The organism is Curvibacter delicatus NBRC 14919, assembly GCF_001592265.1.
In the GTDB taxonomy this organism is placed as follows: Bacteria; Pseudomonadota; Gammaproteobacteria; order Burkholderiales; family Burkholderiaceae_C; genus Hylemonella; species Hylemonella delicata.
Window position 1 is genome coordinate 76,463 of sequence record NZ_BCWP01000004.1, and the last position, 23,721, is coordinate 100,183.

Annotated in this window: 26 protein-coding genes and 2 pseudogenes; 22 read left to right on the top strand and 6 right to left on the bottom strand. The window is 64.4% G+C overall.

The features are described 5' to 3' along the window. The first annotated feature begins 6 nt into the window (after positions 1-6). From CDE01S_RS03280 to CDE01S_RS03330, 11 genes are all read left to right on the top strand, one after another. Positions 7-282: a hypothetical protein gene (locus CDE01S_RS03280; RefSeq protein ID WP_066703671.1), complete on the top strand. Its 276-nt coding sequence runs from the start codon at positions 7-9 to the stop codon at positions 280-282. 119 nt (positions 283-401) lie between these two features. Further along, complete coding sequence (locus CDE01S_RS03285; RefSeq protein WP_066703674.1) at positions 402-815, top strand: group III truncated hemoglobin; 414 nt, start codon at positions 402-404, stop codon at positions 813-815. Then, positions 808-2,037 carry an NnrS family protein gene (locus CDE01S_RS03290; RefSeq protein WP_066703676.1) on the top strand — a complete coding sequence of 410 codons (1,230 nt, stop codon included), beginning with the start codon at positions 808-810 and terminating at the stop codon, positions 2,035-2,037. Before CDE01S_RS03285 ends, CDE01S_RS03290 begins: the two co-directional genes overlap by 8 nt. Then, on the top strand, positions 2,034-2,378 hold the full coding sequence (gene fdxA / locus CDE01S_RS03295; RefSeq protein ID WP_066703679.1) for a ferredoxin FdxA: 345 nt from the start codon (positions 2,034-2,036) through the stop codon (positions 2,376-2,378). The genes CDE01S_RS03290 and fdxA overlap by 4 nt, the downstream gene beginning before the upstream one ends. Before the next feature lie 118 nt (positions 2,379-2,496). Next, positions 2,497-3,000 carry a (2Fe-2S)-binding protein gene (locus tag CDE01S_RS03300; RefSeq protein ID WP_066703682.1) on the top strand — a complete coding sequence of 168 codons (504 nt, stop codon included), beginning with the start codon at positions 2,497-2,499 and terminating at the stop codon, positions 2,998-3,000. Beyond that, positions 2,997-5,180 carry a xanthine dehydrogenase family protein molybdopterin-binding subunit gene (locus CDE01S_RS03305; protein WP_066703685.1) on the top strand — a complete coding sequence of 728 codons (2,184 nt, stop codon included), beginning with the start codon at positions 2,997-2,999 and terminating at the stop codon, positions 5,178-5,180. The genes CDE01S_RS03300 and CDE01S_RS03305 overlap by 4 nt, the downstream gene beginning before the upstream one ends. Then, the gene (gene soxX / locus CDE01S_RS03310) at positions 5,177-5,671 is read left to right on the top strand and encodes a sulfur oxidation c-type cytochrome SoxX (protein ID WP_245636098.1); all 495 of its coding nucleotides are present in this window, start codon (positions 5,177-5,179) and stop codon (positions 5,669-5,671) included. Before CDE01S_RS03305 ends, soxX begins: the two co-directional genes overlap by 4 nt. 7 nt (positions 5,672-5,678) lie before the next feature. Further along, complete coding sequence (locus CDE01S_RS03315) at positions 5,679-6,143, top strand: SoxY-related AACIE arm protein (RefSeq protein WP_066703688.1); 465 nt, start codon at positions 5,679-5,681, stop codon at positions 6,141-6,143. 2 nt (positions 6,144-6,145) lie between these two features. After that, the gene (locus CDE01S_RS03320; protein WP_066703691.1) at positions 6,146-6,466 is read left to right on the top strand and encodes a thiosulfate oxidation carrier complex protein SoxZ; all 321 of its coding nucleotides are present in this window, start codon (positions 6,146-6,148) and stop codon (positions 6,464-6,466) included. Continuing rightward, positions 6,463-7,239 carry a sulfur oxidation c-type cytochrome SoxA gene (soxA, locus tag CDE01S_RS03325; RefSeq protein WP_066703694.1) on the top strand — a complete coding sequence of 259 codons (777 nt, stop codon included), beginning with the start codon at positions 6,463-6,465 and terminating at the stop codon, positions 7,237-7,239. Before CDE01S_RS03320 ends, soxA begins: the two co-directional genes overlap by 4 nt. Before the next feature lie 159 nt (positions 7,240-7,398). Then, positions 7,399-10,122 (top strand): bifunctional diguanylate cyclase/phosphodiesterase, encoded by a 2,724-nt coding sequence (locus CDE01S_RS03330; RefSeq protein ID WP_169802233.1) that lies wholly within the window; start codon positions 7,399-7,401, stop codon positions 10,120-10,122. 51 nt (positions 10,123-10,173) lie between these two features. On the opposite strand, the gene CDE01S_RS03335 is transcribed toward CDE01S_RS03330, so the two are convergent. From CDE01S_RS03335 to CDE01S_RS03350, 4 genes are all read right to left on the bottom strand, one after another. Beyond that, positions 10,174-11,718, bottom strand: a complete 1,545-nt coding sequence (locus CDE01S_RS03335; protein ID WP_066703700.1) for a methyl-accepting chemotaxis protein — start codon at positions 11,716-11,718, stop codon at positions 10,174-10,176. 19 nt (positions 11,719-11,737) lie between these two features. Next, the gene (locus tag CDE01S_RS03340) at positions 11,738-12,121 is read right to left on the bottom strand and encodes a response regulator (RefSeq protein WP_169802234.1); all 384 of its coding nucleotides are present in this window, start codon (positions 12,119-12,121) and stop codon (positions 11,738-11,740) included. Positions 12,122-12,231: 110 nt separating this feature from the next. Then, on the bottom strand, positions 12,232-12,864 hold the full coding sequence (locus CDE01S_RS03345; protein ID WP_066703707.1) for a response regulator: 633 nt from the start codon (positions 12,862-12,864) through the stop codon (positions 12,232-12,234). Then, positions 12,864-14,696, bottom strand: a complete 1,833-nt coding sequence (locus tag CDE01S_RS03350) for a hybrid sensor histidine kinase/response regulator (protein ID WP_066703710.1) — start codon at positions 14,694-14,696, stop codon at positions 12,864-12,866. Before CDE01S_RS03350 ends, CDE01S_RS03345 begins: the two co-directional genes overlap by 1 nt. Positions 14,697-14,748: 52 nt before the next feature. Here CDE01S_RS03350 and CDE01S_RS03355 point away from each other — a divergent pair, with 52 nt between their 5' ends. From CDE01S_RS03355 to CDE01S_RS03385, 7 genes and pseudogenes are all read left to right on the top strand, one after another. Beyond that, a complete protein-coding gene (locus tag CDE01S_RS03355) occupies positions 14,749-15,174 on the top strand; it encodes a hypothetical protein (RefSeq protein ID WP_084382675.1) in 426 nt (141 codons plus the stop codon). Positions 15,175-15,264: 90 nt separating this feature from the next. Continuing rightward, positions 15,265-15,564, top strand: coding sequence for a hypothetical protein (locus CDE01S_RS03360; protein ID WP_066703716.1), 300 nt, complete (start codon positions 15,265-15,267; stop codon positions 15,562-15,564). After that, positions 15,561-16,985: a TolC family protein gene (locus CDE01S_RS03365; protein ID WP_066703719.1), complete on the top strand. Its 1,425-nt coding sequence runs from the start codon at positions 15,561-15,563 to the stop codon at positions 16,983-16,985. Before CDE01S_RS03360 ends, CDE01S_RS03365 begins: the two co-directional genes overlap by 4 nt. A 2-nt stretch (positions 16,986-16,987) precedes the next feature. Next, positions 16,988-18,367, top strand: a pseudogene (locus tag CDE01S_RS03370) (multicopper oxidase family protein). A gap of 8 nt (positions 18,368-18,375) precedes the next feature. Next, positions 18,376-18,855: pseudogene (locus CDE01S_RS18965) on the top strand (cupredoxin domain-containing protein); the annotation flags it as partial. Between the two features lie 616 nt (positions 18,856-19,471). Next, positions 19,472-19,966 (top strand): DUF411 domain-containing protein, encoded by a 495-nt coding sequence (locus tag CDE01S_RS03380; protein WP_066703722.1) that lies wholly within the window; start codon positions 19,472-19,474, stop codon positions 19,964-19,966. Between the two features lie 15 nt (positions 19,967-19,981). Next, a complete protein-coding gene (locus CDE01S_RS03385; protein ID WP_218016496.1) occupies positions 19,982-20,323 on the top strand; it encodes a copper-binding protein in 342 nt (113 codons plus the stop codon). An 11-nt stretch (positions 20,324-20,334) separates the two neighbouring features. Here CDE01S_RS03385 and CDE01S_RS03390 read toward each other — a convergent pair whose 3' ends face one another. Next, positions 20,335-21,423, bottom strand: a complete 1,089-nt coding sequence (locus CDE01S_RS03390) for a PA0069 family radical SAM protein (protein WP_066703728.1) — start codon at positions 21,421-21,423, stop codon at positions 20,335-20,337. Between the two features lie 281 nt (positions 21,424-21,704). On the opposite strand from CDE01S_RS03390, the gene CDE01S_RS03395 reads away from it, so the two are divergent. From CDE01S_RS03395 to CDE01S_RS03410, 4 genes are all read left to right on the top strand, one after another. Beyond that, entirely contained in the window at positions 21,705-22,157 is a 453-nt protein-coding gene (locus tag CDE01S_RS03395; protein ID WP_281179338.1) for a cupin domain-containing protein, read from the top strand. Positions 22,158-22,216: 59 nt separating this feature from the next. Then, positions 22,217-22,603: a DUF488 domain-containing protein gene (locus CDE01S_RS03400; protein WP_066703734.1), complete on the top strand. Its 387-nt coding sequence runs from the start codon at positions 22,217-22,219 to the stop codon at positions 22,601-22,603. Between the two features lie 96 nt (positions 22,604-22,699). Next, complete coding sequence (locus tag CDE01S_RS03405) at positions 22,700-23,056, top strand: DUF1304 domain-containing protein (protein WP_066703736.1); 357 nt, start codon at positions 22,700-22,702, stop codon at positions 23,054-23,056. A 54-nt stretch (positions 23,057-23,110) separates the two neighbouring features. Then, complete coding sequence (locus tag CDE01S_RS03410; protein WP_066703739.1) at positions 23,111-23,467, top strand: hypothetical protein; 357 nt, start codon at positions 23,111-23,113, stop codon at positions 23,465-23,467. Positions 23,468-23,479: 12 nt separating this feature from the next. On the opposite strand, the gene CDE01S_RS03415 is transcribed toward CDE01S_RS03410, so the two are convergent. Continuing rightward, entirely contained in the window at positions 23,480-23,719 is a 240-nt protein-coding gene (locus tag CDE01S_RS03415; RefSeq protein WP_245636099.1) for an SHOCT domain-containing protein, read from the bottom strand. Between the last annotated feature and the right edge of the window lie 2 nt (positions 23,720-23,721).

Here is a 23,721-nt window from a genome sequence, read left to right on the forward strand (position 1 = left end):
CGCACCATGTCAACGCCCGCCCCGCTGGCTGCCTTGCAATCGCAACTCGACGCCCTGCGCGGCGGTCGACTGCGGGCGGCCGATTTCAGTCAGGCCGCCCGCGCCCACACCGTGGAATTGAACCTGCCGCCGCGTTACGCCGACGTCCTGCACCAGTTGCTCGACCGACTGGAGTCAAGCGCCTTGTTTGCAGAAGAAAGCTGCTCCTTCAGCCAGCAGGACCTGCTGGACAGCCTGCAGCTGTGGCTGGACAAGGCCAGCCAGCAACTGGCGACCCACTGACGCCGCCACCGCTTGACCCTGTGATTGACAGGCCCATGCTGGTCAAGGTGCAGTGTTTTTTATAAGATATATTTAATTTAAATCTTTAAAGCCGGCCCCGCTCCGGCCAGGAGTCGCCCATGCCCGATCCACAACTGTGCAGCGAAGACGAGCTCGCTGCACTGGTGCACCACTTCTACGCACGGGTAAGGCGCGATGCGCAGCTGGGCCCGATCTTCAACACACATGTGCAGGATTGGGATGCCCACCTCGTCAAACTGACCGACTTCTGGTCCTCCGCTTTGCGTGGCACGCGGCGCTTTCGCGGTACCCCCATGCCGGTGCATGCTGCCTTGCCCGGCTTGACGGCGGCGCTGTTCCAGCACTGGCTGCAGCTCTTTGAGACGACCGTTGCCGAATTGCCGAACCAGGCTTTGCGTGAGCGGGCCTCCGCATTGGCCGAACGCATTGCGCAAAGCCTGTGGTACGGCTACCAGATGGCCAACCTCAGGCAGCACGAACCAGCCCAGATCGAGGAGTTGTTGCATGAATAAGCTGCTGCAGATCAACGAACCCGAAACGCCTGAACGCATCGCGCCTTCGCTACAGGCGTTTCTTGAAATGGGCTTTCGCCCGCTGTACCTGGCCGGCACCGCCTGGGCCTTGGTGGCGGTTGCGCTCTGGATCTTCTGGCCCCAGCTGCTGCAAGGCCCGCTGGCGGGTGTGGCCTGGCACGCCCACGAGATGATGTGGGGCTTCGTGGCCACCATTGCCGTCGGCTTCCTGATGACCGCAGGCGCCAACTGGACCGGTGTCAACCCGATGCCAGGCCCCATCCTGCTGGCCGCCTGCCTGCTGTGGCTGGCCGCCCGCGTGGGCCTGCTGGCCGGTACAGCGGCCATGTTCTGGCTCGGTTTTGGCGCCGAAGCGGCCTTCTTCCTGCTGGCCTGCACCACCATGGCGCGCGCCGTGTACGGCACACGCAACCGCCGCAACTATGCCGTCCCCGTCCTGCTGCTCGGCCTGGGTGCCACGGACGTGTTGTACCTGCTGGCGGCTCTGGGCGGCGACTACACCTTGCTGATGCAACGCTTTAATGCCGGCTTGCTGTGCATGGCCGTGATCGCCCTCCTGGTCAGCCGGCGTGTCATCCCCTTCTTCGCCATGCGGGCCGTGCCCGGCCTCAGCATCCCGATGCAGGAACGCAGCGGTCTGGTGCAGCTGGGCGCCGGTGCGCTGGCCGTGCTGTTCGTGCTGCTGCAATGGCAGCTGCCCCTGGCACTGGCCTTGTTGGCAGCCGGTGTCGTGCCTTTGTGGCAACTGCTGACATGGAAGCCCTGGGCCGTCCGCCACAAACCGCTGTTGTGGATTTTGTACGCCGGTTATGCCGGTCTTGGCATCGGCCTGCTGGTGGCGGCCGCCCAGGCAGCGGGCCTGCCCCTGCGCACGGCCGTCCATGTGCACGTGATCGCCATGGGAGGCTTCTCCGTGCTGATCATTGGCATGGTCACCCGCACGGCGCTCGGTCACCTGGGACGGCCGTTGACGGTCGACCGCAGCATGACGACGAGTTACGTGCTGATGCTGGTGGCGTTTGGGCTGCGACTGGCGGCACTGCATCCCTCGACACTCAGCGCCTTGCTGTTGCAAGGTGCAGCACTGGCCTGGATCTCGGCCCTGGCGCTGTACCTCTGGCGTTTCGTCCCGTGGATGATCCGGCCGCGCCCCGACCGCGCTGCTGCGCCAGCCACCCTCGTGAGGGGCAAACGGCCATGACACACGTTGTCACCGAATCCTGCATCCGCTGCAAATACACCGACTGTGTCGATGTCTGCCCGGTCGACGCCTTTCGCGCCGGCAAGAACATGCTGGTGATTGAGCCGGACGATTGCATCGACTGCGCCTTGTGCATTCCGGAATGCCCGGTGGACGCCATCTTCGTGGAAGAAGACGTGCCGGCCGACCAGCAAACCTTCATCGACCTCAACGCCAGGCTGGCCAAGCAATGGCCGGTCATCATCCGCAGCCGCCTGGCCCTGCCCGACGCCGAGGAGTGGGCCAAAGTCAAGGACAAGCTGGATCAGCTCGACGAACGGGCCGACAACCAGAAGGATTGAGTCCTTCAGCCAGGCCGCTGCCCTGCGGGCCTTGTGCAAGGTCGTGCGAAAAGATTTATAAACCGTCGTGGACCGGCATCACCCGGCCACGCCGGCAAATAATTCGAGGAGACACGACATGGCGAAACTCAACGTCAACGGCAAGGTGCGTGAATTCGAGGCCGAGCCGGACACCCCGCTGCTGTGGGTGCTGCGCGAACAGCTCCGCCTGACCGGCACCAAGTACGGCTGCGGTATCGCGCAATGCGGTGCCTGCACCGTGCACATCGACGGGGCACCGGTACGCAGCTGTGTACGGCCGCTGGCCTCGCTCTCGGGCCAGGAAAAGATCGTCACCATCGAGGGCCTGTCGAAGAACGGCTCGCACCCGGTGCAAAAGGCCTGGGCCAGGCTGGACGTCCCGCAGTGCGGCTTCTGCCAGAGCGGCATGATCATGGCTGTCTCGGCCCTGCTCAAGACCAAGCCCAACCCGAGTGACGCCGACATCGATGCGGCCGTCACCAACATCTGCCGCTGCGGCACCTACAACCGGGTGCGCGCCGCCATCAAGGTCGTGGCCAAGGGCGGCGCCACCAAGCTGGCCCAGCTGTCCATCCAGCACGCCGACGGGAGCACCACATGAGCACCAGCCCCCTGCAGCCCCAACTCTCCCGCCGCAGCTTTCTGTCCAGCACGGGCGCTGCCGCCGGTGGCCTGGTGGTGAGCTTCCACATTCCATTTGCCAACGCCCAGGACAGCACACCGGAAGTCAATGCCTGGGTGGTCATCCAACCCGATGACACGGTGGTGATCCGCATCGCCCGCTCCGAAATGGGCCAAGGCACACTCACCGGCCTGGCCCAACTGGTGGCCGAGGAACTGGAATGCAACTGGGCCAAGGTCACCACCGAGTACCCGACCCCGGGCCAGAATCTGGCGCGCAAGCGCGTCTGGGGCAACTTCGCCACCGGCGGCAGCCGTGGCATCCGCGAGTCGCACGACTATGTGCGCAAGGGCGGTGCCATGGCGCGCATCCTGCTGGTGCAGGCCGCTGCCGATGGCTGGGGTGTGCCCGCCGCAGAGTGCGTGGCGGCCAACAGCGTCATCACGCACAAGGCTTCCGGCCGCAAGATCACCTACGGCAAGGTGGCCGCCGCCGCTGCAAAGCTCACACCGCCGGATGCTGCCAGCATCACGCTGAAGGATCCGAAGACCTGGAAACTCGCCGGCAAGCGGCTGGCACGGCTGGACACGGTCAAGAAAACCACGGGCGCCCAAGACTATGGCATCGACCTGCAGTTGCCCGGTCTGCTCAACGCGGCAATCAAGGACTGCCCGGTCTTCGGCGGCAAGCTCAAGAGCTTTAATGCTGCAGCCATCGAAGGCCGTCCCGGTGTGAAGAAAGTGGTGCCGGTCGGCGACAGCGCCGTGGCCGTGGTGGCCGACACCTGGTGGCGCGCCAAAACAGCGCTCGAGGCGCTGCCGATCGAATGGGACTATGGCCCCAACGCGAGCGTCTCGCAAGCGGACATCCAGAAAACACTCAAGGAGGGACTGGTGTTCAGCGGACCGACCGTGGTGGGCAACAGCAACGGCGACGCGCCGGCTGCCATTGCCTCGGCTGCGCGCAAGATCGAAGCCGTTTATGCCTACCCCTTCCAGAACCACGCCACCCTGGAGCCCATGAACGCGACGGCGCGCTGGACGCCTGAGCGCTGCGAAGTCTGGGTGCCGACACAAAACGGCGAGGCGGCGCTGGCTGCCGCGGCCGAGGCCTCGGGCCTGCCGCCGGCCCAATGCGAGGTCTACAAGCTGTACCTTGGCGGCGGTTTCGGCCGTCGCGGCCGCTCCGACTTCGTGACCCAGGCGGTTCAGATTGCCAAGGCCATGCCGGGCACGCCGATCAAGATGATCTGGTCGCGCGAGGAGGACATGCAGCACGGTTCCTATCACCCGGTCACGAGTGCGAAGCTCACCGCCGGCCTGGACGCGCAAGGCAACATCACCGGCCTGCACATGCGTATTTCGGGCCAGTCCATCCTGGCCACGGTGGCGCCGCAGACCATCAAGGACGGTCGCGACATGCTGGTGTTCCAGGGCCTGAACCCATCCGGCCCGGAAGCCTCGATCGGTTACAGCTTTCCCAACCTGCTGATCGACCACGCCATGCGCAACCCGCATGTGCCGGCCGGCTTCTGGCGCGGCGTCAACCTGAACCAGAACGCGATCTACCTCGAGAGCTTCATCGACGAGATTGCCCACGCCACCGGCCAGGACCCGTTGGCACTGCGCCGCAAGCTGATGGCCAATCACCCCAAGCACCTCGCGGTGCTCAATGCAGTCGCTGAGCGCGCTGGCTGGGACAAGCCGGCACCCAAGGGGGTGTTCCGCGGGCTGGCACAAACCATGGGCTTCGGCAGCTATGTTGCCGCCTGCGCCGAGGTATCGGTCAGTGACGACGGCCAGCTCAAGATCCACCGCATCGTGGCCGCTACCGACCCGGGACATGCCGTCAACCCGCAACAGATCGAAGCACAGGTTGAAGGCTCCTTCTCGTATGGTCTGTCAGCCGCTTTGTTCGGCGAAATCACGGTCAAGGATGGTGCGGTCGAGCAGAAAAACTTCGACGGCTATCCCGTGGTGCGCATGGCCGACATGCCGAAGGTGGAGACCATCGTGCTGCCTTCCGGCGGTTTCTGGGGCGGCGTCGGCGAGCCCACCATCGCGGTGGCGGCACCCGCCGTGCTGAACGCGGTCTTTGCTGCCACCGGCAAACGCATCCGCGAATTGCCCCTGAAGCAGCACAGCCTGAAGCGGGCATGAGGCAAGGCATGGCGGCCTGCCTGTCACGGGTGTGCCGCCTGTTCCCGACGGTCGCTGTCATGGCTTGGCTGTCTCTCACTGCTACGTCGGCCATCGCCCAGACAACCGAGCCCTCACCCGGTCTGCATGTGGTGGACGACGGCATCCCCGAGCCCCTGAGCAGCGAGCCGGGGGATGCAACGCGCGGGCGCAGCATCGTGGCCAACCGCCAGTTGGGCCTGTGCCTGCTGTGCCACCATGGCCCCCTGCCGGAGGAGCGCTTCCAGGGCACGCTGGCACCCGATCTTGCCGGGGCCGGCCGCCGCTGGACGGCCGCGCAGCTGCGGCTACGGCTGGCCGATGCACGTCGCCTCAACCCCGACAGCATCATGCCGGCCTATTACCGCAGCGAGGGGCTGACCCGCGTTGGCAATGCCTGGCAGGGCAAGACCCTGCTGTCAGCGCAGCAGATGGAGGACGTGGTGGCTTACCTGCGCACGTTGAACGACTGAATCAACCATGAACACAATCTTCCCAACTCGACGCCAGCTGCTGGCCAGCAGCGCAGGCCTGGGCACCTGGCTGCTGGTGCGCCCTGCTGCTGCCGCACCAGACGAACTGGCGGCGGCCATCAGTGCCTGGAGCAACGGCGCCGCGGTGCAGCGCGGCCGCGTCAAGCTCGACATCGCGCCGCTGGTGGACAACGGCAACACGGTGCCGATCAGCATCAGCGTGGAGAGCCCGATGACTGCGACTGATCACGTCACCGCCATTGCCATCTTCAACGAGCGCAATCCGCAGCGTGATGTGGCCCGCTTCACGCTGGGCCCGCGTGCCGGCCGTGCCACGGTGTCCACACGCATCCGGCTGGCCACCACGCAAAAACTGGCAGCGGTGGCACGCATGAACGACGGCAGCTACTGGTCGCACACGGTTGACGTGATCGTGACGCTGGCCGCCTGCCTGGAAGGCGAGGAGAGCTGAGCATGGCGCGCACCCTCATCAAGGTGCCGGCCAGCGCCCGGCGCGGCGAAATCATCGCCATCAGCACCATCATCGGCCATCCGATGGAAACCGGCTTTCGCCCTGGCGCCGATGGGCAGGTACTGCCACGCGACATCATCCGGCGTTTCACCTGCCACTACAACGACGAACTGGTGTTCAGTGCCGAACTGTTCTCCGCCATTGCCGCCAACCCCCTGATTGCCTTCCACACCGTGGCCACGGCCAGCGGCACGCTGCGCATGCGCTGGGAAGGCGACCATGGCTTCAGCCATACGGAAAGCGTGACCCTCGACGTGACATGAAGCACTGGCGGGCCGCTCTTCTTTTCGGTGCCATGCTGGCATGCCATGCGCAGGCACAGCCCGTGGCACCGACCGAGCCGCGTCATTCGGGTTTCGACTTCATGGGCACGGCAGTGCAGGCCATGCAGCGTGACGATGCCCTCAACCCGGCCATGCTGTGGGTCAAGCAGGGCGAGGCCCTGTGGCAAACACCGGCGGGAACAAGCGGCAAAGCCTGCGCCAGCTGCCATGGCGCCGCCAGCAGCCTGCACGGCGTCGCCGCGCGCTTTCCGGCCTTCGATGCCGGCCTGCAACGGCCCGTCAACCTGGCACAGCGTATCAATCTGTGCCGGCAGAACCGGCAACAGGCCGCCCCCTGGCGACTGGAAAGCCAGGACCTGCTGAGCCTGGAAAGCTTCGTGGCCCTGCAGTCGCGCGGCCTGCCCATGGCACCGCTGGCCGATGCACGGCTGCAACCCTTCGTGGAACGCGGCCGGGCACGCTACCAGCAACGCCTGGGGCAACTCGACCTCTCATGCGCCCAATGCCATGACCAGCGCTGGGGCCAACGCCTGGGCGGCACCGTCATCCCCCAGGCCCATCCCACCGGCTACCCACTGTACCGGCTCGAATGGCAGGGGCTGGGTTCGCTGCAACGCCGGCTGCGCAACTGCCTGAGCGGCGTGCGCGCCCAACCCTGGCCTTATGGGGCACAGGAACTGGTGGAGCTGGAGCTGTATCTGGCGGCCCAGGCCAGCGGCATGGCACTGGAGAGCCCCGCCGTTCGGCCTTGAGGGCCCTTACAGCTGTTAACATCGGCCGCTAAGGGGGGAGTTCGTGCCAGCTGTTTCGACTCCAATCACAACAACAAACGGATTTCGATGACAGCTCGCATGATCATGCCGCGACCCAAACCTCGCCATATCAGCCTTAAAACACGCGTCGCGCTGGCGATGAGTGTCCTATTCATCGGCGTGGTCGGCGCCATGGCCTTGCTGGGCTTGCGCTACTTCGAAGCCGAGTTCCGCAACAGCCTGTACGCCCAGCAATACACCCTGGTGTCCTCGCTGGCCACCAGCGTCGACGAAAAAATCCGGATCACACAAGACGCGCTGAACCTCTCGGCGCAGCACCTCCCACACGAAGCCCTGTCCGACCCAGAACTGGCGCAACGCTTGCTCGATCGCATGGCCGCATTGCACTCCCTGTTCGACAACGGGCTGTTTCTGATCTCGGCAGAAGGCAAGGTGATTGCCGAGAGCCCCTACAAGCCCGACCGGCGCGGCCGCGACATCACCAACCGCAAGTTCTTCCAGATCACCGCAGCCACCCTCAAGCCGCACATCTCCTCGCCCTATCTGTCGTCCTACCTGCCGGGACAACCTGCCCTGATGATGACCTCACCGCTGCTGAACGATCGTGGCGAACTCATCGGCATTCTGCAAGGCAGCTTTGACCTGCTGGGCCGCAACTTCCTGGCCAACCTCAACCAGATCAAGATCGGCCACACGGGCTACATCTTCATCACCGACCAGGAGCGGACGGTGATCATGCACCCCGATTCCATCCGTCTCATGATGGAGGCTGCGCGACCCGGCAAGAATGAACTCTACGATCGGGCATTGGCAGGATTCGAAGGCAGCGGCCCGACCGTCACCTCCCATGGCCAGGCCATGTTCAGCAGTTTCAAACGGCTGTCCACCACCGGCTGGATCCTCGCGGCCAATTATCCCGTTGCCGAAGCCGAAGCGCCGCTGCGCCAGGCCCAACGTTATTTCCTGCTGGCCTTGGCGCTGGGAACCGGCATCGTGCTGCTGGTCGCCTGGCTGATCATGCGCCGGTTCATGGCCCCGCTGGCGACGCTCACGCGGCATGTTCAGGAGCTTCCCGGCAAGACTGGCGCGGATCGCCTGTTGTCGGTCAACGGCGGCGGCACCGAGATCGACACCCTGATGCTGGCTTCCAATACCATGGTCCGTACGCTGGATCAGCAGCAGCAGACCTTGCGCGACAGTGAAGCCCGCTTTCGCAGCCTGACCGAATTGTCGACCGACTGGTACTGGGAGCAGGATGCCGAATTCCGCTTCACCCAGATGTCGATTGGCCGCATCCGCGCCGATGTTGAACCGTTCATCGGCAAGACCCGCTGGGAACTGCCTCTGGAAGGCGTGACACCGGTGCAATGGGCCGAGCACCGCAAGCAACTGGAACGGCACGAACCGTTCAAGAATTTCGTCTACCAGGTCCGTGCCGACAACGGCGAATTGCACACCTTCTCCATCAGCGGCACGCCCATACTGGACGAGCAGGGCCGGTTCCGCGGCTATCGCGGCGTGGGCACCGACATCACCGACCGCATGACGGCCGAGCAGCGCATCGAATTCCTGGCCTACCACGACCCCCTGACCGGCCTGCCCAATCGCCTGCTGCTGCAGGACCGCTTCGAACAGGCCATTGCCCAGGCCCAGCGCGACAACAGCCGGGTCGCCCTGCTGTTTCTCGACCTTGACAGTTTCAAGAGCATCAACGACACCCTCGGCCACCATTGCGGTGACGCCTTGCTCAAGAAGGTTGCCGAACGCCTGAAGGAGTGTGTTCGCGACACCGACGCCATCTCCCGCCAGGGTGGCGACGAATTCCTGATCGTGCTGCGCGACCTGCCAGACGCCGACGTCGCGGCCGAGGTCATGACCAAGGTGATGGAGCGGCTGCAGGAGCCGTTTACCCCCGATGGCCACGAAGTCACCACCTCTGTCTCCATGGGGGCAACGATCTTCCCCGAAGATGGCAACGATTTCGAAACCTTGCTGAAAAAGGCCGACCTGGCCATGTACCGCGCCAAGGAAGCAGGTCGCAACACCTATCGCTTCTTCGATGAGGCAATGAATGCTGAAACCATCGATCACCTGCAGTTGCTGCGGGGGCTGCGTCGGGCGTTGGAGCGCCACGAATTCACGCTCTATTACCAACCCCAGATTGACTTAGCCAGCAACAAGGTGATCGGCGTTGAAGCGCTGCTGCGCTGGCAGCACCCCGAACTGGGCCTGATCGAGCCGCAGCGTTTCGTCCCGGTCGCCGAAGAAAGCGGCCTGATCGTGCCCATCGGCCAGTGGGTTCTGCTTGAAGCCTGCCGCCAGGCCATGGCCTGGCAACAGGCCGGCTTGCCGCCCTTGACGATGGCCGTCAACTTTTCCGGCGTCCAGTTCAAACGTGGCGACGTGGAACAGTCCGTCCGGCGCGCGCTGGAGGAGTCCGGACTGCCGCCTGCGCTGCTGGAGCTGGAGCTGACCGAGTCGATCCTGATCCAGAACGTGGATGGCGTGCTGGTCAGCCTGCAAAACCTGAAGCGGTTGGGCGTGCAGCTCTCGATCGATGACTTCGGGACCGGCTACTCCAGCCTGGCCTACCTTAAGCGCTTTGACATCGACCGGCTCAAGATCGACCGCACGTTCGTGCGCGACCTCGCCACTGACCCGGACGACGCCGCCATCGTGCGCGCCATCATCCAGATGGCCAACAGCCTGAACCTGCGCACGATTGCCGAAGGCGTCGAAACGGAAGACATGCTGACGCAACTGCGCGCCTTCGGCTGCGACGAAGTCCAGGGTTTCCTGTTCGCCCGACCAATGCCGGCAACCGACATGGCACGTTTCATCTCGGACCAGCAAGACCGCTAAGGGTTGCCCGGTCGCCAGCGGAATTGGCGGGCACCTTGAGCTCGCCTTGGATTACTTGAAAACTTTCACGGCATGCACCAGTTGGTCAGCCTGCATCTTCAGGTTGTCAGCCGCGGCCGCACTCTCTTCAACCAGTGCCGCGTTTTGCTGCGTGGTCTGGTCGAGCAAGGTGATGGCTTCGCCCACCTGGGCCACACCTTGCGCCTGCTCGGTACTGGCAATCGTGATCTGGCTCATCAGCTCCGTCACCTGGCGGATGGAACTCACCACTTCGTTCATGGTGGTGCCCGCCTGATCGACCAGGGTGTTGCCATGCTCAACGCGCTGCACGCTGTCGTCGATGAGCGCCTTGATTTCCTTGGCAGCTTCGGCGCTGCGACCGGCCAATGAGCGGACTTCGCTGGCCACCACGGCAAAACCGCGACCTTGTTCGCCGGCCCGTGCCGCCTCGACGGCCGCATTGAGGGCCAGAATGTTGGTCTGAAAGGCAATGCCATCGATGACGCCAATGATGTCGGCGATTTTCTTGCTCGAATCATTGATGCCCTTCATCGTGTCGACCACCTGCGCCACGACTTCACCGCCCTTGGCAGCGACGGTGCTGGCATTCTGGGCCAGCTCATTGCCCTGGCGTGCGTTGTCGGCATTCTGCTTGACGGTGGAGCTGAACTGCTCCATCGAAGCGGCGGTTTCCTCCAGCGCGCTGGCCTGGCTTTCAGTACGGCCGCTGAGATCCAGATTGCCCGAGGCGATCTGGACACTGGCCGAAGCGACCACCTGGGAACGTGCTGCCACATCGTCCACCAGCGCACGCAGGTTCAGGCCCGACTGGTTGATGGCACGCAGCAGCATGCCGATCTCGTCCACGCGGTTGAGGCTGATGTTCTGGCCTGCCTGGCCGCTGGCCACGGTCTGGGCCTGTTTCAGGATCAGGCGCAACGGCCGGCCAATCTGACGCTCAATCGTGAAGCAACTCACCAACGCGCCTGCGAGCAGACCACCCGCGACCATGCCGAGGGGTGCACCGGTGATCCCGCTTGCAAGCGCCACGCCCAGCGCCACCAGCACCCCCAGGGCATTGGCCAACCGGATGCGCGAACCGACTGAGATGACCCGGAACATCGTGGTCCAGCCCATCAGGCCGGAACGTACGACGATGCCTTTGTGGAAAGCCAGGCCCTTGGCATGGCCCTCGCGAACTTTTTGATAAAGCGCTTCAGCCGCAGCAACTTCGTTGGCTTCCGGCTTGGTGCGCACTGACATGTAGCCGGTGACACGGCCGTCGCGGTTGATCGGGGTGGCATTGGCACGCACCCAGTAATGGTCACCATTCTTGCGCCGGTTCTTGACCAGTGCCGTCCACGACTCACCACCCTTGAGTGTGGCCCACATGTCGGCAAATGCCTCCTTGGGCATGTCGGGATGGCGAACCATGTTGTGCGGCTGTCCCAGGATCTCATCACGCTCGTAGCCGCTGACCTCGACAAAGGCTTGGTTGGCATAGGTGACATGACTCTGCGTGTCGGTGGTCGACATCAGTGTCACGCCATCCCGGAACACATACTCGCGCTGGGTCACGGGGTGGTTGTTTCTCATTTTTATCTTGCTTCAGGTGTCAATGTCTGGATGCGATTTCGCAGGCGGCATTCAGTTGCACCACCAACAGTGCGTTTTCGAATTCGGTCGCTTTGTCGAAGAACCAGTCGGCACCGGCCTGCAGGCAGCGGGCACGGTTGAACGGACTGTCATCGCTGGTCAGTACGAGCACCTCCATGCCAGGGGCGAGCTGTTTGAGGGTCGGAATGATCCGCAGGGCGTTGCCGTCGGCTAGATGCAGATCCAGGATCAGCAGCGTCGGGGGCTTCTGCTCCACACAGCGCAAGGTTTGCGTCATGGTGTCGGCCGTGTCGATCTCGTCGACGCCGGCAATGCCATGCAGCACACCCACCAAGCGTGTACGGATCAGTTCGGAGTCATCGGCGACCAGCAGGTTCAACATGCCGCCATGGTGCCGGGTGCATGCCTTCGGCGCCATCGGACAACGCCGGTTTGAATGTCAGGAAAAGATGAAGCGGGTAGGAAATTTCCTACCCTGGCGCAAGCCGCTCGTCAGCTCAGCAGGCCGTGCTGCATGGCATAACGCGTCAATTCGGCAACGCCGGAGAGGTTGAGTTTTTCCATCAGCCGCGTCTTGTATGTGCTCACGGTCTTGTTGCTGATGCACAGCTGCCCGGCAATGTCATTGATGCCCTTGCCGGCCACCAGCAGACGGAACACCTCGAGCTCACGATCCGACAAGCTCATGTGGGCAGGTTTCTCGCCTGCGATAGACATGTCAAACACCAACTTCTCGGCCAGTTCCGGGGCGATGAACTTGCCGCCGCCAGCCACCCGGCGGATGGCACCCAGCAACACGTCCATTTCACTGTCCTTGGTCACATAGCCGTTGGCGCCCGCCTTGAGCACACGGGCCGCCACCTGCACCTCGTTGTGCATGCTCAGCACCAGAATGGGCAAGTCAGCCCAGTGGGCCCTGACACGGGTGATCAGGTCCGGACCGCTCAGACCCGGCATGTTGATATCCAGCAGCAACAGGTCGGGAACCTGCTGGCGCAGGAACGCCAGCACCTCGTTGCCGTTGACGGCCTCACCGACCACTGCCAGGTCCGGCGCCAGCGAAAACACCTGCTTCAAGCCACTGCGCACAATGGCATGATCGTCAGCGATCACCAGCCTGATCATCAACTGTCCTTCTCCGTACTGTCATCTGCCAGCGCAATGGTGACACGGATCGACGTGCCTCGACCCGGCGCGCTGGCAACGGCGACTTCGCCGCCCAGCGCAAGCGCACGCTCCTGCATGCCCAGCAGGCCGTAGGAGGTCTTGCTGACGGTCTCCGGATCGAAGCCTTTTCCGTTATCGCGTACCTCGAGCCAGAATGTGCCGTCCTGCTGGCCCATGGACACATCCACCCGGCTGGCCTGCGCATAACGCGTGACGTTGGTCAGCGACTCCTGCACGATGCGGAACAGGACCACGGCACGCGCCTCGCTCATTTCGATGACCTCCTGCCCGGCATGAAACTCACAGGTAATGCCATTGCGTTCGGAAAACTCGCTGCACAGCCATTCAAGCGCGGCGACCAGGCCCAGGCCCATGTCCAGCGCTGCGGGCCGCAGACTGACAACCACATTGCGCACCCCCTGGATCGCACGATCCACCAAGGCTTTCATGGCCAGGACCTTGGACTGGAGTTGCGGGTTGTCGGCACAGGTCTGCTTCTCGATGAAGGAGAGGTCCATGCGAAGGGCCGTCAACACCTGGCCCAGTTCGTCATGCACCTCACGTGCAAGATGCATGCGCTGTTTCTCGCGCATTGCTTCGCTTTGGGCCGCCATGTCACGCAAACGTTGCCTTGACGCGCTGATCTTCTCCTGGATGCGCAGGCTTTCCGTCACGTCGCGCGCGCTGGCAAAGGCACCGACGATCTCGCCGCGACCGTCCCGGTAGGCGCTGGCATTGCACATCACCTGAATGACCCGCCCCGACGCATGGCGTATCGCCATTGGGTAATCGGTCACCTGTCCTTCAAGCACCACCCGATGGAAACCCTGGTACAGCCTTTCGGGTTCCGTGAACTTGCTGGCCGCCTCGCTGCCGATCAGTTGCTCCCGGCCAAGTCCGGTGATGCGCTCAGCCGCCGCATTGACATCCGTGATCATCCCGTGGCTGCTGATCATCACCATGGGATCGAGGCTTGCCTCGATCAGGCTGCGTGAATAGCGTGCGGCTTCGCGCAACTCGTCTTCCTGGCGCTGGCGCTCGCTCACGTCACGCACCACGGCCATCAGGAGACGGCCGCGATTGGTTTGCAGGGGACTGAGGTTGATGTCGGCCGGGAACTCGGTGCCATCCTTGCGCAAACATTTCAGTCCCGAGCCCATCTTCAGCCTGTGCGTCTTGTGCGCATAGTCTTCCCGATGCGCCTGGTGTCCCGCACGCAAGCGCTGCGGCACCAGCATCTCCACCGGCTGGCCGAGCAACTCGCTGCGGGGGTAGCCAAACAGCTCTTCGGCCCGGGCGTTGATCTGCGTGATCACCCCCTGGGAATTGGTCAGGACGAAGGCGTCCGGGGCGAATTCGATGACGTCGCGGAACATGCCCTCCAGGCTGCGCCGCTGTGCGTACAAGGCCAGATGGGTTTTCACCCGCGCCAGCAGGACCGTCATGCTGATGGGCTTGGTCACGAAGTCGGCGGCACCGAGTTCGAAGCTGCGGGTTTCGGCCTCGCTTTCGCTCAAGGCCGTGACGAAAATCACCGGAATGGCGCGGCTGGCATCGTCGGCCTTGAGGCGGGCACAGACCTCGTAGCCATCCATGCCGGGCATCATCACATCCAGCAGGATCAGGTCGGGCGGGTCACGCCGGACCATCTCCAGCGCTGTCGGGCCGTCCTCTGCCGTCTGCACCTCGTAGTCGGCCGTCTCGAGAATCATTGACAGCAGCATCCGGTTGTCGTCACCGTCGTCGACCACAAGAACGCGCGATTTGGTGCGCTGGATATCGCTCAACATGGAACTGATTTTGCATGAACTGAACTTTTTCTGTTCCATTTATCATTCACCCATGCGTTTTCTGCTGCTCGCCCTCATGATCGCCCTGCTGCCCCTGCGCGGCTGGGTGGGTGATGCCATGGCCATGCAGATGGTGAACCCGACCCTGCAGGCACCGGGAATAGCTACAGATTCAATAGCACCTCGCGCTGATATGGCGGGCCATGAGGCCGAAATTGACGTACATCACGCAGCGATGACCCATGCCGATTGCCCGGGCCATGCCAGCCGGGCCGACGTGCCGATGGACAGCCTGCCCCAGACAGAAGGGGCCGACTGCGCCACCTGTGCCCTGTGCCAGATTTGCCACACGGTGGCGCTGACGCCGGTCTCGCTGCACATCGCAGCGGCCTTGCTGCCGGCCGCCCAGCCGCAGACCTCTTCCCACTTCTTCGCCAGCGCCGAGCGCGCACCGGGCTTCAAACCGCCCATTTTCTGATCCTGACAGCCGTAGTGCGTCTGCCGTGGCCCGAAACCGGGTGCAGGGCGGCGCCAGACCGTTCCCTGAACGCTGTTTTGGAGCAGATTCGTGACAAAAACCACCCTGCTGGCCCTGGCCGTCCTGGCCTGGCCGGCACTGAACCTGGCGCAAAGTGCGCCGGAAAAAACCACCGCCGCCGCAGACCCTGCCGCGCCGGTGCCCGCCCTGCACTACCAGTCAGCCTTGGTCTACAGCCCACGCGGCGTGACACAGGGCACCGATGACTGGGCGGCCGCCAACGCACGCGTTGGCCAGTTCGCACGCGGCCATGCCGACATCCTGAAAGCCGAGCAGGCGCAAGGGCAACCCGCCAAGCCCGATGCGCCAGCACCTGGAGCCCAACCATGAGCCGATCCTCTTTTCAGCGCGGCATCCCCATCGTGCTCTCGGCCGTGCTGCTGGCCGGCTGTGCCTCGCTCACGCCCGAGCAGAACCTGAACGACGTGCAGCAACTCACCGCAGGCCGCACGGCCGGCGCCAACGTCACCCTGCAGCGCAACACCCGCGAGATCGATGCAGCCGTGGCGGAGTTGCTCAAGGCCCCGCTGACGGCCGAGAGCGCGGTGCGCATCGCCCTGCTCAACAACCCGGGCCTGCACAGCGCGCTGGCGCAACTCGACATCAGCGACGCCCAGCGTGTGCAGGCCGGGCGTGCACCCAACCCGCATGTCTCGGTGGCCGAATACGCCGAAGGCAGCAAGCTGGAAATCGAGCGCGTGCTGCGCTTTGACGTGGTCGGCCTGCTGTTCCTTCCCTGGAAGGCCCAATGGCAGGGCCAGCAGCACGAGCTGGCCAAGCTGCAGGCCGCACAGGAAGTCATCCGTTTGGCCACCGACACGCGCAAGGCCTGGATCAACGCCGTGGCGGCACAGCAGACAGTGGCTTACCTGGGCCAAGTGAAGGAAGCCGCCGAAGCCGGCGCTGAACTGGCGCGGCGCATGGCGCGCGTGGGCAACTGGAGCCGGTTGCAGCAGGCGCGCGAGCAGGTCTTCCTGGCCGATGCTGCGGCCCAACTGGCACGCGCGCAGCAAAGCGCCATGAGCGAGCGTGAAAAGCTCACCCGCCTGATGGGCCTTTGGGGCACACAGACGCAGTTCACCCTGGCACCGCGCCTGCCCGACCTGCCGCCGCAAGCGGCCGAGCTGCAGGACATGGAAGCGCGCGCCCTGCGCGAGCGGCTGGACGTGCGCTCGGCCGTGGCCGAAACCGGCTACGTGGCCAACTCGCTGGGCATGACCAAGGCGGTCGGCTACCTCAATGGCCTGACGCTGGGCTACAAGAATGCCAGCATCAGCGACAACGTCGCCGGCAGCAATGACATCAAGCACGGCTGGGAGCTGGAGCTGCCGCTGCCCATCTTCGACTGGGGCACGGCGCGCAATGCACGTGCGCAGGCGCTGTACATGCAGTCGGCCACGCGCGTGCGCGACGTGGCGGTGAAGGCGCGTAGCGAGGCGCGCGAGGCGTACCACGGCTGGCGCACCGCCTACGACCTGGCGCGCCACTATCGCGACGAGGTGGTGCCGCTGCGCAAGGCCATCAGCGACGAAATGCTGCTGCGCTACAACGGCATGCTCGCCAGCGTGTGGGAGCTGCTGGGCGACATGCGCCAGCAGACGATGAGTGTGAACAACGCCATCGAAGCCCAGCGCGACTTCTGGCTGGCCGAGGCCGACCTGCAGCTGACGCTGACCGGTACTTCGCCCGGCCCTCTGACCCGCCCGCGCAGCAGTGGCGCATCGATGGCTTCTGCACCCCAAGGACACTGAACATGAATCGACGCAAATTTTTCGGTGGCGCTGCCATGACAGCCGTCGCGGCTGCCTCCGTCAGCAAGGTGGCCATGGCCGCCTTGCCCGAGCCGGTGGTGATGGACAAACCCGACACGGCGCCGCCGCTGCACCCGACGACGGGCCGGCCCTACAACCCAGTGGTCACGCTCAACGGCTGGACCTTGCCCTGGCGCATGAACTAGGGCGTGAAGGAGTTCCACTTGGTGGCCGAACCGGTGGTGCGCGAAATCGCCCCCGGCATGCGCGCCACACTGTGGGGCTACAACGGCCAGAGCCCCGGCCCCACCATCGAAGTGGTGGAAGGCGATCGTGTGCGCATCTTCGTCACCAACAAGCTGCCCGAGCACACCACCATCCACTGGCACGGCCAACGCCTGCCCAACGGCATGGACGGTGTGGGTGGCCTGACGCAGCCGCAGATCCCGGTCGGCAAGACCTTCGTCTACGAGTTCGTGGCGCGCCGGCCCGGCACCTTCATGTACCACCCGCATGCCGACGAGATGACACAGATGGCCATGGGCATGATGGGCTTCTGGGTCACGCACCCCAAGGGCCAGCATCCGCTCATCAGCGAGGTGCAGCGCGACTTCTGCTTCCTGCTCAATGCCTTCGACATCGAGCCCGGCAGCAGCACGCCGAAGGTCAACACCATGCTGGACTTCAACCTCTGGACCTGGAACAGCCGCGCCTTCCCCGGCATCGACTCGCTCAACGTGCGGCTGGGCGACAAGGTGCGCATCCGCGTCGGCAACCTGACCATGACCAACCACCCCATCCACCTGCACGGCCACGAATTCAGCGTGACCGGCAGCGACGGCGGACCCTGGCCGCTGGCCGCGCGCGTGCCGGAGGTGACGACCGACATCGGCGTCGGCCAGATGCGGCAGGTCGAGTTCGTGGCGGACGAGGAAGGCGACTGGGCGTTCCACTGCCACAAGAGCCACCACACCATGAACCCGATGGGCCACGCCGTGCCGACCATGATCGGCGTCGACCACCGCGGTCTGGTACAGAAGATCCAGAAACTGGTGCCCGACTACATGGTGATGGGCGAACGCGGCATGGCCGACATGGGTGAGATGGAAATGCCCATTCCCGACAACACCCTGCCCATGATGACCGGCGCCGGCCCCTACGGCCCGCTCGAGATGGGTGGCATGTTCACCACCGTGAAGGTGCGCAAGACCCAGAAGCCCGGTGACTACCGAGACCCGGGCTGGTTCAAGCAGCCGGCCGGCACCCGGGCCTACGAGTGGGGTGCCACCCTGCCCGAACCCAAACGCCAGACGACCCCGGCCGCCAGCACGGCACCCGCCGAATTCAAGGCGGTCAAACCCCATTCACATTCAGAGCACTGAGGAACACCATGAATGCTATCAAATTCATAGCTATTTGCGCATTATTGACGGGGGCCAACGCCTCGTTTGGCCATGAACCCCGACACGGGCAGCCGATGCACGCGGCAGCAGAGCAAAAACCCTGGGGCATCGCCGGCGAGACCAAGGCCGTCACGCGCACCATCACCCTCCGCATGTCGGACACCATGCGCTTCACGCCCGCGCGCATCGAGGTGAAGGAAGGCGAGACCGTGCGCCTGGCCTTGCGCAACACCGGCAAGGTGCAACACGAGCTGGTGCTCGGCACGCCGCAGGAACTGGCGGAACACGCAGTCCTAATGCAGAAGCACCCGGGCATGGAACACGACGAGCCGCACATGGTGCACGTGGCACCGGGCAAGACCGGCCACCTGGTCTGGACCTTCAACCGGGCCGGCGACTTCGAATTCGCCTGCCTGATCGACGGCCACTACCAGGCCGGCATGAAGGGCACGATCCGCGTTCTCGCTTCGAAGGCGGGCAAGAACAAACCGGCCACCCCACCCGCCGCGGCCGTGCCCCAACCTGTCATCCATGGCATGCAGCACGGCATGCACGGCGGCATGTCGAGTGGCATGCACAGCCAACCCTACGCCGGCCAGCAGCAACGCGAGATCAAGGCGCTGTCCGATGACGACATGAAAGCCTATCAACATGGCCAGGGCCACGGCTTTGCCAAGGCAGCCGAACTCAATGGCTACCCCGGCCCCCTGCACACGCTGGAGCTGGCCAGCGAACTGAAGCTGAGCGACGAACAGCGCACCCAATCGCAGGCGCTGCTGACGCAGCACAAGGCCGAGGCGCGCCGCCTGGGCGCCGAGTTGATCGAGGCCGAGCGCGCGCTCGACCAGGCCTTTGCCAACCACAGCATCAACCCCGATTTGCTGAACCAGCTCACCCGCACGGCTGGCGAGAAACTGGCACAGTTGCGCGCGGAACATCTGCAAACCCATCTGGCGCAAGCCGCCCTGCTGACGCCACAGCAGATCGAGCGCTACCAGACGCTGCGCGGCTACGGCAGCGCCATGCCGATGCACCCGGGCAAACAGCACAACATGCAACACCACCCCATGATGGAGATGAACCATGGTCAACACCACTGAACACCTGCGCCGCCGCACACTGCTGCAAGGGGGCTTGGCCGCCGCGCTGGGCGCCCTGCCGCTGCTGGCCCGCAGCGCCACCGGCAGCCAACCCGTGATCGAGGTCTGGAAAACGCCCACCTGCGGCTGCTGCCACGACTGGATCCGGCACCTGCAAAGCAACGGCTACGAGGTGAAAACGCACGACGTCAGCGACGCCGCCAAGCGCGATTACCGCCAGCGCCTGGGCCTGGCCGACAAGTTCGGCTCCTGCCACACCGCGCTGGTAGGCGGCTACCTGCTCGAGGGCCATGTGCCGGCGCGCGACATCCAGCGCCTGCTGAAAGAGAAACCGCGTGCCCTGGGCCTGGCCGTGCCCGGCATGCCGGTGGGTTCTCCCGGCATGGACGGCCCCGAATACGGCGGCCGCAAAGACCCGTATGACGTGCTGCTGGTGCAGCGCAGCGGCAGCGCCTCCGTTTACCAGTCTTACCGTTGAAGGAACGCCATGAAGATGAAAGCACACACCCTTGCCCTGAGCCTTGCTCTCTTGCTGGGCACTGGCCACGCCCTGGCGCAGAGCCAAGACAGCGGACATGACAGCCACCACACCACTGCCAGCAGCGCCAGCGACATGACAGAAGCCGAAGTGCGCAAGGTGGACAAGGCGGCGAAGAAGATCACGCTCAAGCATGGTCAGATCAAGAACCTTGACATGCCGCCCATGACCATGGTGTTCCAGGTGAAAGATGCAGCGCTGCTGGAGCAGGTACAGGCCGGTGACAAGGTGCGCTTCACGGCCGACAAGGTGGGCGGCGCCTACCTCGTGCTCACCCTGGAGCCGGTGAAGAACTAGCGCACACCGCGCTAGAACAGGCAACCCTGCCCCGCCGCCAGGCCGGGGCGGAACTGCGACAGATCCAGCGCCAGACGCTCGCGGTTCAGGCTGTGGCGGGCACAGGCCTTGTGAAAGCGCTGGTGGATCAGCTCCGACCACAGGCCGCTGCCGGTCATGCGGGTGGCAAAGTTGCTGTCGTAGTCCTGGCCGCCGCGCATCTCGCGGACGCGCGCCATCACGCGCGCCGCGCGCTGTGGGTAGTGCACGGCCAGCCACTGCTGGAACACCTCGTTCAGCTCCCACGGCAGGCGCAGCACGGTGTAGAAGGCGCTTTTCGCGCCGGCCGCGGCTGCCGCTTCCAGCACCTGCTCCATGTCGTCGTTGATGAAGGGGATCTGCGGCGCCACACTCACGCCCACCGGAACGCCGGCCTCGGCCAGTGTGCGGATGGTGCGCAGCCGTCGCTGCGGCGAGGCAGCGCGCGGCTCCAGCTGGCGCGCCAGTTCACCGTCGAGTGTGGTGATGGTGACGTAGATCGCCACCAGATGGTCGGCCGCCATCGGCGCGATCAGGTCCAGGTCGCGTTCCACGCCGCTGGACTTGGTAACGAGTGAAAACGGATGGCGCGCCTGCTGCAGCACCTCGATCAGCGAGCGCGTGATCTTCAGCTCGCGCTCCACCGGCTGATAGCAGTCGGTCACCGAGCCGATGACGATCATGCTCGGTCGATATGCGGGCCGCATCAATTCCTTGCGCAACAGCGCCGCCAGCCCCCGCTTGGCAATGATCACCGTCTCAAAGTCCAGCCCCGGCGACAGCCCGAGGTAGCTGTGCGTCGGCCGCGCATAGCAGTAACTGCAGCCGTGCTCGCAGCCGCGGTAGGGGTTGATGGAATAGTCGAAGGCAATGTCCGGCGAATCGTTGGCCATGATGGCGCTGCGCGCGTCCTCCCAGCGCACCTCGGTCTGCGGCTTGGTGGCCTCGCCCTGCAAGGTTTCATCCCAGGTCAACCAGCCATCGTCGAACGCCGCGCGTGCCTCTTGCTCGAAGCGGTGCGCCACACGCGCGGCCGCGCCGCGCCCCTTGAGGGCGGTCAACGGGAGGGTGAACTCGGCCATGGCGTCACTGCAGGGGATGGCACGCGGTGGTCAGAGCCAGGCGATAGAGGTAGTGCGGGAAGGGGTGACCGGTTTTCATGGTTGCCTTGATACTGTTTATTTGTACAGTATATCGATCAACTTCCCAGGCAACAAGCCGGCTTCCAGAAGAGCCTGCGAATGATGACCAGCGTCAGGTCAGAGGCCATCGCAGGCGGCAGAATCCATACTTCCGGTTTTTACCGTTCGTCTCGCGAGGTCACATGTCAGACAGGCCAGAAAAGCAGCATCCCGTCGCCATCATGGCGACCGACGTCATGCCACGCAGCAAACCCTCGGCCTATCCCGAGCCCTTCGCCTCGCGCATGGCCGGCCGGGAGAAACGCCAGCTGGGCGATGTCTTCGGCCTCGGCAACTTTGGCGTCAACCTCACGCGTCTGGCACCCCACGCCACGTCGGCGCTTTGTCATGCGCACAGCCGGCAGGACGAGTTCATCTACATCCTGCAGGGGCGGCCGACGCTGCACACCGACGAAGGGCGAACCCAGCTGTCGCCCGGCATGTGCGCAGGGTTCAAGGCCGGCACAGGCAACGGGCACTGCCTGGTCAATGAGACTGGCGAGGAAGTGGTGTACCTTGAGGTGGGTGACCGGACACCGGGTGATGAAGTCAGCTACCCCGATGACGATCTCAAGGCCATGCTCGTCGCCGGGAAGTGGCAATTCGTCCACAAGGACGGCACACCGTATGCATGAGGTAGACGCCCGCCACAAGGCCCCGCCAGGCGTCAGGCACCACAGACAGGAGAACCACCATGACCGTTCGCATCGTCCAACTGGGCAGTGACCGTGCCGCCGACGAAGGCGTGCGCATCGGCACCGTGCGCCGCCCGCCACGCGGGGTCCCCAAGTCCGAGTTTGCGTCACAGAACTGGTACGACGTCTGGTACCCCAACCTGGCGCCGAGTGTCGAGACCATGAAACTGGGACAACAGGCCGACACGCCGGCGCAGTGGGCTGCCTTCAGCAAGAAGTACCGGGCCGAGATGGCCACGCCCGAGGCGACGCGCACGCTGGAGGTGCTTGCGGCCCTGTCTCACACCGGCAACTTTTCCGTTGGCTGCTATTGCGAAGACGAAGCCCACTGCCATCGCTCGGTACTTCGCGCCCTGCTGGCCGAAAAAGGTGCCAAGATCGGCTAGGTCAACCCTGGATCGATCGTGTCCCCGTACCGGACCACCCTCAACGTCTGTTTTCAACCACCGTTCACCTCAAGCGCAACAACCCAAGGAACCACCATGTCCCTCATCGCCAATATCGTCGTCGGCCTGATTGCCCTCCTGCACGTCTACATCCTCGTGCTCGAAATGTTTCTGTGGGACAAGCCCGCCGGGCTGCGTGCCTTCGGCCAGACCCAGGAGGCGGCAACAGCCACCAAGGTCCTGGCCGCCAACCAGGGTCTGTACAACGGCTTTCTGGCGGCCGGCCTGTTCTGGGGCCTGAGCCTCGGCGCCGGCGGCCTGGGGGTCAAGGTGTTCTTCCTCGCTTGCGTGCTGGTGGCCGGCCTGTACGGTGCCGCCACCGCCAGCCGCAAGATCCTCTTCATCCAGGCAGTGCCCGCCACCATCGGACTGCTCCTTGTCCTCCTGTCCTGATGGCGCGACGGATCTGCTCCGGCTACCCGCACGCATCCGTCACACACCCACCACATGTACGAGCCACGCCACATTCCCCCCATCCCCAGGAAACAGTTCACCCTGCGGCTGCTGGGGCATGCGGCCTTGGCCGCAACACTGATCGCCGTCTCCCTGCTGGCGGGCATGCTGGGCTACCACCATTACGAACAGATGTCGTGGCTGGATGCCTTCGTCAACGCCGCCATGCTGCTGGGTGGCATGGGGCCGGTCAAGACAGCCGACCTGAGCGAAGCAGGCAAGCTCTTTGCCGGCCTGTATGCGCTGTATGCCGGCCTGGCCTTCATTGCCGTCATGGGCATCATGCTGACACCGGTGGTGCACCGGCTGTTGCATCGCTTCCATTGGGACGAAGACCGGGGTAACCGGTAGGCACCGGAAGGTTCAAGCGCCGTCGCGGTCCAGCAGGGTTTTGCGGCGCTCGTAGTCTTCGGGGGTGATCTCCCCTGCTGCCAGCCGGCGGCGCAGCACCTCGTGCGGCGTTTCACGCGATGTCCTGTGCGGTCCCCGCCAACGATCGCGACGCCAGAACAGCAACGCCACGATCAGGACGATCCAGAAGATCCACCAGAAGGCGTGCATGCCGGCCATGTGGCCGTAGTAGTAGTCATAGCCATTGAACATGT

Bases quoted from the DNA above. Each gene is read 5' to 3' on its own strand.
- CDE01S_RS03365 (WP_066703719.1), top strand. From the start codon at position 15,561: ATGAGCCGATCCTCTTTTCAGCGCGGCATCCCCATCGTGCTCTCGGCC.
- CDE01S_RS03350 (WP_066703710.1), bottom strand. From the start codon at position 14,696: ATGTTGAGCGATATCCAGCGCACCAAATCGCGCGTTCTTGTGGTCGAC.
- CDE01S_RS03410 (WP_066703739.1), top strand. From the start codon at position 23,111: ATGTACGAGCCACGCCACATTCCCCCCATCCCCAGGAAACAGTTCACC.
- CDE01S_RS03405 (WP_066703736.1), top strand. From the start codon at position 22,700: ATGTCCCTCATCGCCAATATCGTCGTCGGCCTGATTGCCCTCCTGCAC.
- CDE01S_RS03390 (WP_066703728.1), bottom strand. From the start codon at position 21,423: ATGGCCGAGTTCACCCTCCCGTTGACCGCCCTCAAGGGGCGCGGCGCG.
- CDE01S_RS03380 (WP_066703722.1), top strand. From the start codon at position 19,472: ATGGTCAACACCACTGAACACCTGCGCCGCCGCACACTGCTGCAAGGG.
- CDE01S_RS03285 (WP_066703674.1), top strand. From the start codon at position 402: ATGCCCGATCCACAACTGTGCAGCGAAGACGAGCTCGCTGCACTGGTG.
- CDE01S_RS03305 (WP_066703685.1), top strand. From the start codon at position 2,997: ATGAGCACCAGCCCCCTGCAGCCCCAACTCTCCCGCCGCAGCTTTCTG.
- CDE01S_RS03290 (WP_066703676.1), top strand. From the start codon at position 808: ATGAATAAGCTGCTGCAGATCAACGAACCCGAAACGCCTGAACGCATC.
- soxX (WP_245636098.1), top strand. From the start codon at position 5,177: ATGAGGCAAGGCATGGCGGCCTGCCTGTCACGGGTGTGCCGCCTGTTC.
- CDE01S_RS03335 (WP_066703700.1), bottom strand. From the start codon at position 11,718: ATGAGAAACAACCACCCCGTGACCCAGCGCGAGTATGTGTTCCGGGAT.
- CDE01S_RS03385 (WP_218016496.1), top strand. From the start codon at position 19,982: ATGAAAGCACACACCCTTGCCCTGAGCCTTGCTCTCTTGCTGGGCACT.
- CDE01S_RS03320 (WP_066703691.1), top strand. From the start codon at position 6,146: ATGGCGCGCACCCTCATCAAGGTGCCGGCCAGCGCCCGGCGCGGCGAA.
- CDE01S_RS03280 (WP_066703671.1), top strand. From the start codon at position 7: ATGTCAACGCCCGCCCCGCTGGCTGCCTTGCAATCGCAACTCGACGCC.
- CDE01S_RS03400 (WP_066703734.1), top strand. From the start codon at position 22,217: ATGACCGTTCGCATCGTCCAACTGGGCAGTGACCGTGCCGCCGACGAA.
- CDE01S_RS03330 (WP_169802233.1), top strand. From the start codon at position 7,399: ATGAGTGTCCTATTCATCGGCGTGGTCGGCGCCATGGCCTTGCTGGGC.
- CDE01S_RS03345 (WP_066703707.1), bottom strand. From the start codon at position 12,864: ATGATCAGGCTGGTGATCGCTGACGATCATGCCATTGTGCGCAGTGGC.
- soxA (WP_066703694.1), top strand. From the start codon at position 6,463: ATGAAGCACTGGCGGGCCGCTCTTCTTTTCGGTGCCATGCTGGCATGC.
- CDE01S_RS03300 (WP_066703682.1), top strand. From the start codon at position 2,497: ATGGCGAAACTCAACGTCAACGGCAAGGTGCGTGAATTCGAGGCCGAG.
- CDE01S_RS03315 (WP_066703688.1), top strand. From the start codon at position 5,679: ATGAACACAATCTTCCCAACTCGACGCCAGCTGCTGGCCAGCAGCGCA.
- CDE01S_RS03340 (WP_169802234.1), bottom strand. From the start codon at position 12,121: ATGTTGAACCTGCTGGTCGCCGATGACTCCGAACTGATCCGTACACGC.
- CDE01S_RS03355 (WP_084382675.1), top strand. From the start codon at position 14,749: ATGCGTTTTCTGCTGCTCGCCCTCATGATCGCCCTGCTGCCCCTGCGC.
- CDE01S_RS03415 (WP_245636099.1), bottom strand. From the start codon at position 23,719: ATGTTCAATGGCTATGACTACTACTACGGCCACATGGCCGGCATGCAC.
- fdxA (WP_066703679.1), top strand. From the start codon at position 2,034: ATGACACACGTTGTCACCGAATCCTGCATCCGCTGCAAATACACCGAC.
- CDE01S_RS03395 (WP_281179338.1), top strand. From the start codon at position 21,705: ATGGCGACCGACGTCATGCCACGCAGCAAACCCTCGGCCTATCCCGAG.